We start from the raw sequence: 12,992 nt of genomic DNA, 5'->3' as shown, positions 1-12,992 counted from the left end.
GCCGTCCGCCCGCCCCGCACGGGGGCAGGCCACCAACCAGGAGCTCGCGCTCATGGCCGACCGCATCACCGATGCGGTGCTGGTCTGCGACGAGCAACGTTGCATCCGCTGGGCCAACCCGGCCTTCACTCAGTTGACGGGTTACGCCTTGCAGGATGCCTATGGCCGCCAGGTCGAAGAGCTGCTCAGCGGCCCCCAGACCGACGCCGACGCCGTCACCCGCATCAATCAGTTGATCTCTCAGGGTGAAGGCGTCGAGCGCGTGCCCATGTGCCAGCACCACAAGGACGGTGAAGCCTTCTGGGTGGAGCGCACCGTTCAACCCCTGCCCGGGCCCGATGGCAAGATCGACCGCTACATCGAGATCCTGACCGACCTGCGCGCCCAGCGCAGTGCCCAGCAGGAGCATCAACGGCGCCTGGAGGCCGAGGTGGCCCTGGCCCGCCGCACCACCTTCCTGGGGCAGCTCAGCCACGGCATGCGCGGCCCGCTCAACACCATCGCGGGCTTTGCCCAGTTGCTGGACATGGACCTGGCCACGAGTGGTGATGCCCACCGCCAGATCGGCAACATCCAGCAGGCGGCCCAGCAGCTGCTGCAACTGTTGGACAAAGCCGTGACACTGGCCCACGCCGAAGACCGCGTGCTGCCCGTGCATGCGCAGCGTCTGAGCCTGCCGCCCTTGTGCAAGGATGCCTGCCATGCCCTGGAGGCCGCCGCCCGCGAGCGTCGGGTCACCCTGGTCATCGAAGGCGAATCCCCCGTGGCCTGGGCCGACCCCATCCATGTGCGCGAGATCCTGAGCCAGTTGCTGCGCTTTGCCATCAGCCACTGCCCGCAAGACGGCACCGTCTGGGTGGCATGCCGCCGCGTCGGCGATGCTGGCCGGGCCCTGATCGAGGTCAGCCACCCGGGGGATGGGCTGCATGGCGGCGACAGTGCCCGCCTGTTCCAGCCCTTTGCGGGCTCGGGCCCGAGCGCCCTGCTGGCTGACGATGGCGACCAGGGCATGGGCATGGCGATCGCACAACGCCTGGCCGAGCTGATGGAAGGCACTCTGTCCGTGAGCAGCGCGCTGGGCAAGGGCTGCCTGTTCACGCTGAACCTGCCGCTGGCCGACCCCCACCCCGCACACAGCCAGCCCGAGCCCGCCCACGCGCCGGCCATGGGCATTGAGCTGCCGCCGCTGCGCATCATCCATGTCGAGGACAACGCCCTCAACCGCAGCCTCGTGGAAGCGCTGTTCGCGGCCTACCCGCAGGTGCAGTTGTCGTCCTTTGCCACGGCCTCGCATGGGCTGGCGGCCATCCAGGGTGAATTGCCCGATGTGGCCCTGGTGGACATCAATCTGCCCGACGGCAGTGGGCTGGATCTGTGCAAGGCCTTGCGCTCGCACCACCCCACGCGCCGCATGCCGCTGATCGCCCTGAGTGCCGATGCCCTGCCGGACCACATCGCCCGGGCGCTGCAGGCAGGCTTCAACCACTACCTGGTCAAGCCCATCCAGTTGCAGCGCCTGCTGACCATCCTGTCCGGGCTCAAGGCCTCGCCGGCCCCGCGCTGAGCCAGCGCAAACCTGGGGCGGGCGAGATCAGCCCGCGCCCAGCCGCTCGCCCATCCAGCGCAGCAGGTCCAGCCACATCTGGCGGATCTCTGGCTCCTGGGGGGTGCGGATGGCACTGGGCAGCTCGATGGTCACCACCGGCACGCGCTTGTGCACGCCACCGAAGTTGCCCAGGCTGCCCGGGAAGATGCCGACCTGGTCCAGGTACAGGCGCCCCAGGCGCTGGGGGGCCACGGCCGGGCCGTCGAAATCCAGCACCCCATACGGGGCATGCACCGACACAATGAGATTGGGCTTCCAGCGCTCCATCTCGTCGTGGATCCAGCGGCTCTCGGGCTCGGACAGCGGCTTGATCCCCGGGTAGCGACGGGGGTCGTTCTTGGTGCGGTCACGCCAGTAATAGGCGGCTTCCTTGTCCCAGTTGGGGGTGGGGAAGTTGCGGTTGAGGTCCACACCGCGGGCATTGGTGCGCGTGGGCGAATCCAGCAACAGGCCATCGGGATTGATCAGGGGCACGAAACGCCAGTGCACATTGGAAGGCGTCTGCATGGCCTGCTGGATCCAGTGCAGCACCAGCGCGCTGGAGGACAGCTCATCACCGTGGATGCCCCCGATGACCAGCACCTTGAGGGTGGGGTTGGGCGAGACCACATCACGCTGGTAGAAGGGGCGCCCCCAGACCGATCGACCGCCATTGCTGCTCAACTGGGCCCGCGCGCACATCGACATGGTGACGTTGGGCATGCGTTTGACCGCCTGGTCACAGAAGGCCTGTACCGAACTGATCGACGCCAGTTGAGCGGGCCGCACGGGCGGGGTGACCGGGGCCGGCGACGCCATGATCTCGGGCTTGGTGCTGAGGCGACTGGGCGACGCGACCGGAGCCGTCACCGCCGGCTTGGGCGCGGCAGGTTTCACAACCGGCGCCACCTTGGGGGCGGGTGCGGGAGGCACGTGAACAGCCCCCTGGACCGCCGCCACGGAGGACGTCCAGGCCACGGCGGCCGGTATCAGGGCGGCCACCCAGCGGGCCGCCATCAAGAGACGCTTGAAACGCATAGCCTCACATCATGCCCTGAACCGGGGCGCTTGCAGAACCGCAGGGGTGAATTTCATCGTGACAAGGCACGCAGAGCCTGTTTGATGCCCTCGCTGACGCCGATGTCGGCAGGCAACTGCTTGAGCGCGGCCTGGGCCTCCTTGTCGGAGTAGCCCAGGGCGATCAGGGCCTGCAGGATGTCGGAGGGCACATCACCGACCACCGCCAGCCCCGGCGCGGCCAGGGCGGGGGCCACCTTGCCCTTGAGCTCCAGCAAGAGGCGCTCGGCCGTTTTCTTGCCGATGCCCGGCACCTTGGTCAGGCGGGAGACATCCTGCCCCGCCACGGCCTGGGCCAGCTCGGTCGAGCTCAGGCCCGAGAGCACGGCCAGCGCGATGCGCGGGCCCACGCCGCTGATCTTGATCAGCTCACGGAAGGACTCGCGCTCGGCGGCCGTCAGGAAGCCATAGAGCAGTTGCGCGTCCTCGCGAACGATGAACTGGGTCAGCAGCGTGACCTTGGCACCCAGCTCGGGCAGGTTGTAGAAGGTGCTCATGGGCACCTGCACCTCATAGCCCACACCACCGACATCGATCAGCACCGAGGGCGGGGCCTTGTCGGCCAGCACCCCGCTCAAACGGGAGATCATCGGCGGAACAGACCCAGGCGTTGCGCTTCCAGGGCGGCCTCGGCACGCGAGGACACATTGAGCTTGCGGTAGATCTGCTTGACGTAGTCGGCAATGGTGTGGCGCGACAGATTGAGCTGCTGGCCGATCTCGGGCAGGGTGAAGCCCTTGGCCACGCGCAACAGCACCTCGTTTTCACGGTCGGTCAGCTGCACATGCGGCGTCACCGAATCGGCCTCGTTGCCGGTGGGCTGCTGGGGCGCCATGCGCGCCTGGGCGGTGAAGTACTGGATCACGCGGCGGGCGATGGAGGGCGACAGCGGCGGCTCGCCCTGAGCGATGCGCTGCAGTTGCTCGGCCAGTTGTTCGCGCGACTGCTCCTTGAGCAGGTAACCGAAGGCACCCGCCTGCAGGGCGGGGAACAGGTGCTCGTCGTCGTCATGGATGGTGACCACCACCGACTGCACATCGGGCTGCTTGTCGCGCAGGGCCTGAACGACCTCGACCCCCGAACCATCGGGCAGACCCAGGTCCAGCATGGCCACGTCAAAGCGCTGGGCGTTGACCAGTTGCAGGGCATCGTGGACACGGGCGCTTTCGCTGATCTGCGCACCGGGGAAGACCTGCAGCGCCAGGGTCTTGAGCCAGGCGCGGATCTCGGGCAGGTCTTCGAGCAGGAGAATGTGCTTCATGGCCAGGGCCTCTTCATCAAATGAGCGCAGCATCAATCTGCGCGGGGATGTTTGGGAATGCTAACAGTGCCGACACCGCTTGGCGCGCCCGATGCGCCGTGTGTTAGCGCCGATGCGACGGAATCGATCTCCAGCGGCAGGGTCATGCGGATCACGGTGCCAAATCCGGGCCCCGATTCGACCAGGCACTGCCCGTTGAGCTGCTTGGCGCGGTGCTTCATGCTGGCCATGCCGTGACCACGGTCCAGGCGGCCATCGAGCTCCAGCGGGATGCCCTTGCCGTTGTCCTGCACGGCGATCTGGAAGTCATGCGCGCCCACCTCGGTCGTGATGACCACATGCGAGGCCTGGCTGTGCTTGATGATGTTGCTGACGGCTTCGCGGATGATGCGCGTGGTCTGCACATAGGTGCGCGCCGACAGGGGTTCGTCCATGACGTCATCAGGGTGACGCCACTCGACCTCGATGCCGGCCTGACCCAGGCGCATGACGACCTCGGCACGCCAGTCGGCCAGGGCGTCGGGCAGGCGCATGGGCCGCCCGGTCAGGCCGCGCACCGACAGGCGCATCTCTTCAAGCGCCTCGCGCGCCAGGGTGGAGATGCGGTCGTTGTCGCTGGTGTGCACGATGGTCAGCAGCTTGGCGCCCAGGTCATCGTGCAGGTCGGCGGCGATGCGCTTGCGCTCCTTTTCAGCGATCTGCTCGACACGCAACTCGGCGATCTGCGTGAAGTTGCGCTCGATCTCGCCACTGATCTCCTGCACACGCCGCTCCAGTTGGGCACGCGCGCCCTCGGCCGTCTGCAGGGCTCGGGCATAAACCTGGATCAGGCGGAAGGACACGGCCGCAAACAGAATGGGCATGACGAAGTGGGTGACGTTCCAGCCCCAGACCTGCACCAGACCATGCTGGAAGAACAACTCGATGCCCACCAGCGCCGCCACCACGCCCAGGGTGCCGCTCATGAGCCAGAACTCGGCGCGCCGCGCCCGGCCTGCATGCCACAGGAAGTAGACGATGGCGGCCACCACCTCCAGCGCAAACACCACGTACCAGATCCGCGAGAGCAGGAAGAGATGGGACGAGCCCAGCACGAGGCTCAGCGGCGCCAGCAGCACCTGCGCGACCAGCACGCGCTGGACGATGCGCACCCCACGCGGCTCACCCGGGCTGTGCAGACCGTGCCCGGCATAGCCCAGCAGGAACTTCACGCCAAACAGGGTCATGGGCGCAAACAGGCTGGCCAGCGAGATCTCGACAGCCAGGTTGGACAGCGGCAGGCCACTGAGCCACAGGCGCCCGGTGAGCACCGCCCAGGTCAGGGTCAGCAGGCCGAAGTACACCAGGTAACCCAAGCGACGCACCCAGGCCATGCCCAGGGCAAAGATGCCCAGCACCGTCAGGATGCCGCCGATGATCTGCGACACCGTGACCGACCAGAAGATCTGTTCGTCCTGGCGCGCCCGCAGTTCGGTCCAGGAACCGATGCGCACCGCCCCCAGGCCACCGGCACGCTGACGCGCCGACACCTGTTCCAGCGGATGGCCAGTGACCTTGACATCAAGCTGGTTGTCCCCCGAGCGCAGCAGGAACTGCGGCAGGGGCACGGCATGGGACTGATAGCACTGACGGGAGACCGGCTCGCTCACGCGGCCGGCCCGGTACAGCAGTTGCCCGTTGAGGCGCACCTCGACACGCGAGCAGGCCCGGTCGATGTAGGCCGCCAGCAGGTTCTCGCTGCTGGCCTGCGTGGGGGTTTCAAAATGGAAGCGGTACCAGACGCTGCCCTGGTAACCGGGGCGCGAACGCGACCACTCGTCGGGCAGGGCCACCAGCTCGGCCGGCTGGCCGGAGGGAAAGACGGTGCCCTCGCCCGTGGCCACCCAGGCGCCCCGCAGGGCGACGCTGGCAGGCACCGCACCGGCGGCCGGATCGGCGGGGTCATCCAGGTGCCCCGCAGAGCGGTTGAGCACCACCACGCCCCAGCCCACCACCCAGGCCAGCAAGAGCCCCAGCAGCAAGGTGCCCAGAGCCAGCAGGCGCGACGAGGAGGCCACCTGTTCATCAGGCATGCCTGCGGCCGTGGTCGGCATCCACCCCGCACTCGTTCGAGACCACCACCGCTGCCACCACTGCTGAGCCATGTTCGAGACTGCTTCCCTTGTCGACACTGAAGGATCAGGGCATTCTGAGGGATGGTGCTCCCATGAAAGGCCATGACAGGCGACAATTTAGGGACCATCTTCTTCGATTTGCCCCCCATCTGCCCGATCCGATGCCCTTGCGCCACACCTTTTCTCCGCCGGACAACCAGCGACTGGCCCACCTGTGTGGCCCCATGGACGAGCACCTGCGCACCATCGAGGCCGCCTTCCAGGTGGTGCTGGTCCGACGGGGTGAGCAGTTCCGTGTCGATGGCCCCAAAACACGCGCACAGCAGGTGATCGACCTGCTCGAAGCGCTGTACGCCCAGGCCGGCCGCCCGCTGCCCCCCGAGACGGTGCAACTGGCGGTGGCGCAGGCCTTGAGCGAGGACGCTCGCCGACGCGGACGACGCAGCCCCACCGGCACCGACGCAACCCAGCGGGCGGAGGAGCCCGTCGACACCGAGGGGCCGGTGCTGCACACCCGGCGCGCGGACCTGCAGGGCCGCACGCCCAACCAGGTGCGCTACCTGCAGCACATCATGGGTCACGACCTGAGTTTCGGCATCGGGCCGGCCGGCACGGGCAAGACCTTCCTGGCCGTGGCCTGTGCAGTCGATGCCCTGGAGCGCAGTGCGGTGCAACGCATCATCCTGACCCGCCCGGCCGTGGAGGCGGGCGAGCGTCTGGGCTTCCTGCCGGGGGATCTGTCCCAGAAGGTCGACCCCTATCTGCGCCCCCTGTATGACGCGCTGTATGACCTGATGGGCTTCGACCGCGTCACCAAGGCGTTCGAGAAGGGTCTGATCGAGGTGGCCCCGCTGGCCTTCATGCGCGGGCGCACGCTCAACCACGCCTTCGTCATCCTGGACGAGGCACAGAACACCACGCCCGAGCAGATGAAGATGTTCCTCACCCGCATCGGCTTCGGCACCAAGGCCGTGGTCACGGGCGACGTGAGCCAGATCGATCTGCCCAAGGGTGCGCGCAGCGGCTTGATCGAGGCCCAGCGCATCCTCAAGGACGTCAAGGGCATCGCGATCACCCGCTTCACGTCGACCGACGTGGTGCGCCACCCCCTGGTGGCCCGCATTGTCGAAGCCTATGACCGAGCCCAGAACCAGGCCGATTCGTCCGCCTCTCACCACCCCGAACCCACCGCCCCCGACGCATGAAGCCCACCCTCAGCCTGAGCCTGAGCCTGCAATTTGCCGACAAGCGCCACCGCGACACCCTGCCCCGCCACAAGGTCATCCGCTGGCTGCGTGCCGCCCTGGAGAGCGATGCCGAGCTGACGGTGCGCATGGTGGACGCCGAGGAGGGCCAGGCCCTGAACCGCGACTACCGCCAGAAGGACTACGCCACCAATGTGCTGACCTTCGACTATGCCCACGAGCCGGTGGTGATGGCCGATCTGATCATCTGCGCCCCGGTCATCGAACAGGAGGCCCTGGATCAAGGCAAGACGCTGGAGAGCCACTACGCGCACATGCTGGTGCACGGGGCCCTGCACGCCCAGGGCTGGGACCACCTGGAAGAAGACGAGGCCCAGGCCATGGAGGCGCGCGAGCGCGAGATCCTGACCCGACTGGGTTTTGAGGATCCCTACGCCTGATTCATGTCCAAACAGGCGTTTTAATATCAGACGAACAAGCGTTTGAATATCCCCTTATCGGGGCCCGCAGAACATCGATTTGAATATCCGTGATTTTCAGCACGGTTATCTGACCCCATGAACAGGGGGTGGCGGGGGTGGACCCGGTGCCGGGGTTTGGGCGTCGTCGGAACAATGGACTCCAACGACAACGCACTTCAGTGCCCAGCCCAAAGAGGTCCTCGATGTCCATTCTCAAGAGCGCCAAGATCTACACGCGGTATCAGACCCTCGAACACATCACCGTGCAGGACATCCGCGACATGTTCAAGGTGTTCTGCCGCTACTACGAGAACACCTCGCTGGAGCAGTTCGTCGCGGATCTGGGCCGCAAGTCCGGCGCCTTCATCATCCGCCGCAAGGTCGACAACGCCATCGTGGGCTTCTCGACCATGGGCATCTACCACATGGAAGTCGACGGCAAGAAGATCCGCGGGATCTTCAGCGGCGACACCATCCTGGAGAAGGAGTACTGGGGCAACCGCGCCATGAACGCCGCCTTCGTCAAGCGCCTGCTGTGGGAGGCCATCAAGGATCCGTTCACGCCGCAATACTGGTTTCTCATTTCCAAGGGCTATAAAACCTTTTTGCTGCTGACCCGTAATTTCCCTGATTACTATCCGCACCCCGAGCACGAGAATGAGCACATGAAGCACATCGTGCAGGCCTATTGTGACAAGCTCTTCCCGGGTTATTTGAACAAGGACGCCATGGTGCTGGATTTCGGCGATGGTTATAACTGCCTGAAAAACAATGTCACGCCCATCACCAAGGAGCAGCGTGAAGAAACCGACATCGCATTTTTCGAACAGCGCAATCCCGACTGGGAGCGCGGCACCGAGTTGCCCTGTGTGGGCCGTGCCGATCTGGTGACCTTCTTCCAGGTCATCGCGCCTCAGGTCTTCAAGCTGCTGTTCAAGCCGTCACGCTCCGGGCGCGACTGGCGCTCGCGTCTGGCCAACACCTGGTCAGACTCCAGTTTTGGCAAGGCCGTGGCTCGCCACCGTGCCAGCATGTTGGGCTGAAAGGAGCCCGGCACGATCGATCTCTAGGGGTGAAAGTATTGGGGGGCCTTGCGGCCCCCCTTTTTTTTGCCGAACCAGCTTAGGCGGGCTTAGGCACCTTCTGAGCGTAGGGCAGCTTGGTGGTGGCGAACAGGTTGTAGGCAAAGATCGCGGCGTTGACCAGGGGCACGCCGTAGGAGTTCCACTCAGCGCGGTGGATGGCGTCGATCAGGCTTTCGCCGCCGCTGACTTGGGAGATTTCTTCACGGTTGAGCGTCTTCATGCTGTTTCTCACTTGCAATATGGTTTATCGGAACGTGTGTGCGTCACACAGGCTCAGATTAGCGAGCCGCGTTCAAAAAACCATCGGTGAAAACCTCAAACGATCGTTTGAAATGACTGTTTGAATATTCAAACTTTCTGATCGGCCTGTTTGTCAGATGCTGCGGCGCTGGCCTTGCTCAACCACTCGTGCAGCCCGATCCAGGCATAGACGTTGTGGTCCACCAGCCGGTCGATCGGCGTGTCGAAGCCCCGCTGCACCCACAGGGACGCGGTCTGGATGATCATGCCGGCAAAGCCCCCGACGATGTACTCCATCTCCAGCTGGCCCTTCATGGCCGGGTAGCGTCGGCCCAGGCGCTCCTTGAGCAGGTCGGCGTACTGGGAGACCTTGGCGTTGAGGTTCTGCGGGTTGGCCATGCCCGTGGTCACGGCATCGGTCAGCAGGATCTGCGCGCAACGGGGATCGGCCTTGATGTACTCGAAGAAGGCCGTCAGGCCCGCACGGGTCTGGGCCACCCCGTCGTCGGGCTGCTGCAGCACGGCCGCCATGATGCGCGAGCCGACTGCAGCCGATTGCCGCCGGTGCACGGCCACGAAGAGCTCCTCCATCGTGGCGAAGCTCTCGTAGAAGTAACGCTCGGTCAGGCGCGCCTGGGCACAGATGAGGCGCATGGTGGCGCGCAGATAGCCTTCCCGGCCAAAGACGTCGAAGGCGGCCTCCAGCAGGCGCTCGCGGCGTTGGGCCTGACGCTCCTGGGCCGAAGCGCCGGCATAGCGTCGCGGGGCCGTGGCGGCTGGAACCGCCGGAAGACTGTCTTGGGTCATGACTCAGGCCTGTAGTGCGGACAAAAATCCCTGCGTGCCTCCATGCAGGCACCGAGGTTTGTAAGCGCTCACCCTCTTGGCAATCTCGGCGATGTGGTCCGGCGTGGTGCCACAGCAGCCGCCGGCGATGTTGAGGAAGCCGGCCTTGGCAAAGTCTTCGACATGCGCCCCGGTGACGGCGGGCGTTTCATCGAAACCGGTGTCGCTCATGGGGTTGGGCAAGCCGGCATTAGGGTAGCAACTCACGAAGGTGTCGCCGGCGATCTTGGTCAATTCCTCGATGTAGGGGCGCATCAGCGTGGCGCCCAGCGCACAGTTCAGGCCGATGGCCAGCGGGTGGGCATGGCGCACCGAATGCCAGAAAGCGCTCACGGTCTGGCCCGACAGGATGCGGCCGGACGCGTCTGTCACGGTACCCGAGATGATGATGGGCAGGCGCTCGCCGGTGTCCTCGAACAGCTCGTCGATGGCGAAGATGGCCGCCTTGGCATTGAGCGTGTCAAAGATGGTTTCGACCAGGAGGACGTCGGCACCGCCTTCGAGCAGGGCCTTGGCCTGGTCGTAATAGGCCGCACGCAGGGTGTCGAAATCGATGTTGCGCGCACCGGGGTCGTTGACGTCCGGGCTGATGCTGGCCGTGCGCGGGGTCGGGCCGATGGCGCCGGCCACGAAGCGAGGTTTGTCGGGGGTGCTGTACTTGTCGCAGCATTCGCGCGCCAGCCGGGCGGCGGCCACGTTCATCTCGTAGGCCAGCTCTGGCAGGTCGTAGTCCTCCTGGGCCACGGTGGTGGCCCCGAAGGTGTTGGTCTCGATGAGGTCGGCACCGGCGGCCAGGTACTGCTCGTGGATCTCGCGGATCACCTCGGGCTTGGTGAGCTGCAGCAACTCGTTGTTGCCCTTGAGGTCCTTGTGGTGCTCGGCAAAGCGGCTGCCACGGTAGTCGCCCTCACCCAGCTTGTAGCGCTGGATCATGGTGCCCATGGCGCCATCGAGCACGACAATGCGCTCGCGCATGATGTCGGGCAGTTGGGCGGCGCGGGTGTAGGGGCGGCGTTCGACCGGTGGCAGGGAGGGTGTCTGTGCGGAGCTCATCCCGCCATTGTAGGAAGCATCCGGCATGTCCCTGTTGGGACATGCGGTCTTCAGTGCATGATCACAGGCTGCAGGGCCATGCCTGCGAAGCGCTCCAGATAGGCGTCGAACTCTTCGACGCTGGGGCTGGACTCGATCAGGGCTTCGACGCCTTCCTTGAAGGACTCGGCCAAGGCGCCTTCGATGAACAGCTCCTTGCGGGCGAACTTGTCGACGATTTCATAACCGCCACGCGTGAGGACCTGATCGATGGGCGCGAGGTCGGGCAGACCCGCGTCGAGCTCGATTTGAACCACGGCGTAGTTGTCAGAGTTGTAGAGCATGTGCATGTGGCGATTACTCCAGATCCGATCTTCAGGTGGTTCCAAGATGGGGACAGTGGCGACTGTCTCAAGGCCATCATTGACCTGTGAATCGGCCGCGTCATCCCCCGACTTGAGGGCCCGCCAGTCGGCTCAACCCATCTGTGTGGCGGAATGCACAACAAGAAGTTCCCCAACACCCCCTTGAGGGGGATGGGAGGGGTGGGTGCGGCCGCGTAAAGTTCGGTTCATGTGCTGTCACACGGATTCACATCTCGGAGGTTGACAACGCTGGTTCAGCCACATCGCCGTCGGAAACAGGGGACGTTCCGAACGAGCACACAAGGTCCCCCAGCAAAGCCCCGGCCACGTTGGCCCTGCAAAGTTTCTTTGCGCCCCCGCTTCGGCGGGGCTTTTTTTTGCTCTCGCGGAATTTCGGGGCCGCTGTTCATGCGCCACGCTCGTGCGTTTTGGCGGTGCAGCGCGTGGCGCGGGGTGAAGGGGCACGCGTAGACTTTCTGACGTGCCATGGTCGCTGCGCTTTCGCAACCATGGTCGAACGCACACAGACCTTTGAGTTGACCGCTCCCAGCTCATTCATACGCTGCCCTGGCTTTCCACTTTCAAAGCGCGCCTGCCTTACCCGTGACGGTCTCGGCATGCCACCAGCGGGGCGAAGAAGGGCTGAGCTGGCTTTCGGGCGGGCGCCTTGTGGGTGCCGAGGAGCGCAGCCATGGGCTTGGCGTGCGCAGCACGCTTCGTCATCTGACTTGCCGTGGTTGTTCGAGCGAAGCGGCGTCAGCCGCGCAGCGAGTTCCACGGCACAAGCCCATGGCGAGCACCGGAGGGGCGTCCCGTCGAAGACGGGACCACCCACATTGAAGCCCGCCCGGAAGTCGGCTCAGCCCGCGCCCCGCGTTGCACCGACAAAGCGTGCAACCAGGTAATGCGTGATGAGCCTTGGGTCTGTGCGGTCGCCTCAGCCCCCCGTGACACGCTGCACCAGCGGGAAGTAGGCGCGGTAGGGCAAGAGCCGCAGCATCTTCATCCACCATGTGAAACGACGCGGAAAGTGGATCTCGAAGCGCCCTTGAGCCCAGCCCTTCACGATGGCCCGTGCGGCCTGCTCCGGCGACAACAGGGCCGGCATGTCGAACTCGTTGCCCGCCGTCAGGGCGGTCTTCACGAAACCCGGGTTGATCACGGACACACCCAGCCCCAGGGGGGCCAGGTCCAGGTAGAGGGCTTCGGCCAGGTTGATGAGCGCGGCCTTGGTGGGGCCATAGGCCAGTGAACGGGGCAGACCCCGATAACCCGCCACGCTGGCAATGAGGCTAAGGTGGCCCTGGCCCTGCTGCGTCAGCATCGGCAGGACCACATCCAACCAGCGCAAGGCGCCCTCCACGTTCACACGCTGATGCCGCAAGGCATCGTCCAGATCGAACTGGGTGGCACGCATGGGGTGGTAGTGCGCCGCGCAGTAGACCGTCAGGTGCACCCGTCCATCGGGGGCCGCGGCCTGTGCGGCCGCCGCTGCACGCTGCAGGGCCTGGGGGTCGGTCACGTCCAACGGCAAGGCCACGCTGCCGGGGTGCGCCTGCACGAAGGCCTGCAGCGAGGCCGTGTTGCGCGCCGACACGATCACATGGGCACCCGCCTCATGCAGCACATGGGCCAGCGCGCGACCGATGCCGCTGGAGGCACCCAGCAACCAGACGGTGCGCGCGCGCCAGTCGGTGAGACGAGGATTGAGGGGCATGGTG

General features: G+C 65.6%; 13 protein-coding genes. 4 read left to right on the top strand and 9 right to left on the bottom strand.

Annotated elements, in window-relative coordinates:
• A partial coding sequence (locus tag VFW84_RS11005) for a response regulator (RefSeq protein ID WP_329680498.1) occupies nt 1-1,564 on the top strand: 1,564 nt, incomplete at its 5' end.
• Nucleotides 1,565-1,591: 27 nt separating this feature from the next.
• On the opposite strand, the gene VFW84_RS11000 is transcribed toward VFW84_RS11005, so the two are convergent.
• From VFW84_RS11000 to VFW84_RS10985, 4 genes are read right to left on the bottom strand one after another with little or no spacing between them, the layout of a single operon-like run.
• The gene (locus VFW84_RS11000; RefSeq protein WP_329680497.1) at nt 1,592-2,623 is read right to left on the bottom strand and encodes a M14 family murein peptide amidase A; all 1,032 of its coding nucleotides are present in this window, start codon (nt 2,621-2,623) and stop codon (nt 1,592-1,594) included.
• A gap of 53 nt (nt 2,624-2,676) precedes the next feature.
• Nucleotides 2,677-3,252, bottom strand: coding sequence for a Holliday junction branch migration protein RuvA (ruvA, locus tag VFW84_RS10995; RefSeq protein WP_329680496.1), 576 nt, complete (start codon nt 3,250-3,252; stop codon nt 2,677-2,679).
• A complete protein-coding gene (locus VFW84_RS10990) occupies nt 3,249-3,923 on the bottom strand; it encodes a response regulator transcription factor (protein ID WP_329680495.1) in 675 nt (224 codons plus the stop codon). The genes ruvA and VFW84_RS10990 overlap by 4 nt, the downstream gene beginning before the upstream one ends.
• A gap of 32 nt (nt 3,924-3,955) precedes the next feature.
• On the bottom strand, nt 3,956-5,995 hold the full coding sequence (locus VFW84_RS10985) for a sensor histidine kinase (protein ID WP_329680494.1): 2,040 nt from the start codon (nt 5,993-5,995) through the stop codon (nt 3,956-3,958).
• Nucleotides 5,996-6,198: 203 nt separating this feature from the next.
• Here VFW84_RS10985 and VFW84_RS10980 point away from each other — a divergent pair, with 203 nt between their 5' ends.
• From VFW84_RS10980 to VFW84_RS10970, 3 genes are all read left to right on the top strand, one after another.
• The gene (locus VFW84_RS10980) at nt 6,199-7,242 is read left to right on the top strand and encodes a PhoH family protein (RefSeq protein WP_329680493.1); all 1,044 of its coding nucleotides are present in this window, start codon (nt 6,199-6,201) and stop codon (nt 7,240-7,242) included.
• The gene (gene ybeY, locus VFW84_RS10975; RefSeq protein ID WP_329680492.1) at nt 7,239-7,682 is read left to right on the top strand and encodes an rRNA maturation RNase YbeY; all 444 of its coding nucleotides are present in this window, start codon (nt 7,239-7,241) and stop codon (nt 7,680-7,682) included. The genes VFW84_RS10980 and ybeY overlap by 4 nt, the downstream gene beginning before the upstream one ends.
• 224 nt (nt 7,683-7,906) lie before the next feature.
• Entirely contained in the window at nt 7,907-8,746 is an 840-nt protein-coding gene (locus tag VFW84_RS10970) for a hypothetical protein (protein WP_329680491.1), read from the top strand.
• Between the two features lie 79 nt (nt 8,747-8,825).
• Here the strand turns inward: VFW84_RS10970 and VFW84_RS10965 are convergent, their stop codons facing one another.
• The 5 genes from VFW84_RS10965 to VFW84_RS10945 form a co-directional block, all read right to left on the bottom strand.
• Nucleotides 8,826-9,008: a hypothetical protein gene (locus tag VFW84_RS10965; protein ID WP_329680490.1), complete on the bottom strand. Its 183-nt coding sequence runs from the start codon at nt 9,006-9,008 to the stop codon at nt 8,826-8,828.
• A 128-nt stretch (nt 9,009-9,136) separates the two neighbouring features.
• The gene (locus tag VFW84_RS10960) at nt 9,137-9,835 is read right to left on the bottom strand and encodes a TetR/AcrR family transcriptional regulator (RefSeq protein ID WP_329680489.1); all 699 of its coding nucleotides are present in this window, start codon (nt 9,833-9,835) and stop codon (nt 9,137-9,139) included.
• Between the two features lie 3 nt (nt 9,836-9,838).
• Complete coding sequence (locus VFW84_RS10955; protein ID WP_329680488.1) at nt 9,839-10,927, bottom strand: homocysteine S-methyltransferase family protein; 1,089 nt, start codon at nt 10,925-10,927, stop codon at nt 9,839-9,841.
• A 50-nt stretch (nt 10,928-10,977) separates the two neighbouring features.
• The gene (locus VFW84_RS10950; RefSeq protein WP_329680487.1) at nt 10,978-11,256 is read right to left on the bottom strand and encodes a BTH_I0359 family protein; all 279 of its coding nucleotides are present in this window, start codon (nt 11,254-11,256) and stop codon (nt 10,978-10,980) included.
• Nucleotides 11,257-12,208: 952 nt separating this feature from the next.
• A complete protein-coding gene (locus VFW84_RS10945) occupies nt 12,209-12,988 on the bottom strand; it encodes an SDR family NAD(P)-dependent oxidoreductase (protein WP_329680486.1) in 780 nt (259 codons plus the stop codon).
• Between the last annotated feature and the right edge of the window lie 4 nt (nt 12,989-12,992).

The sequence above is a fragment of the Aquabacterium sp. genome (assembly GCF_036279655.1).
Lineage (GTDB): Bacteria > Pseudomonadota > Gammaproteobacteria > Burkholderiales > Burkholderiaceae_C > Aquabacterium.
This window is presented reverse-complemented; position numbering and strand designations above follow the sequence as displayed.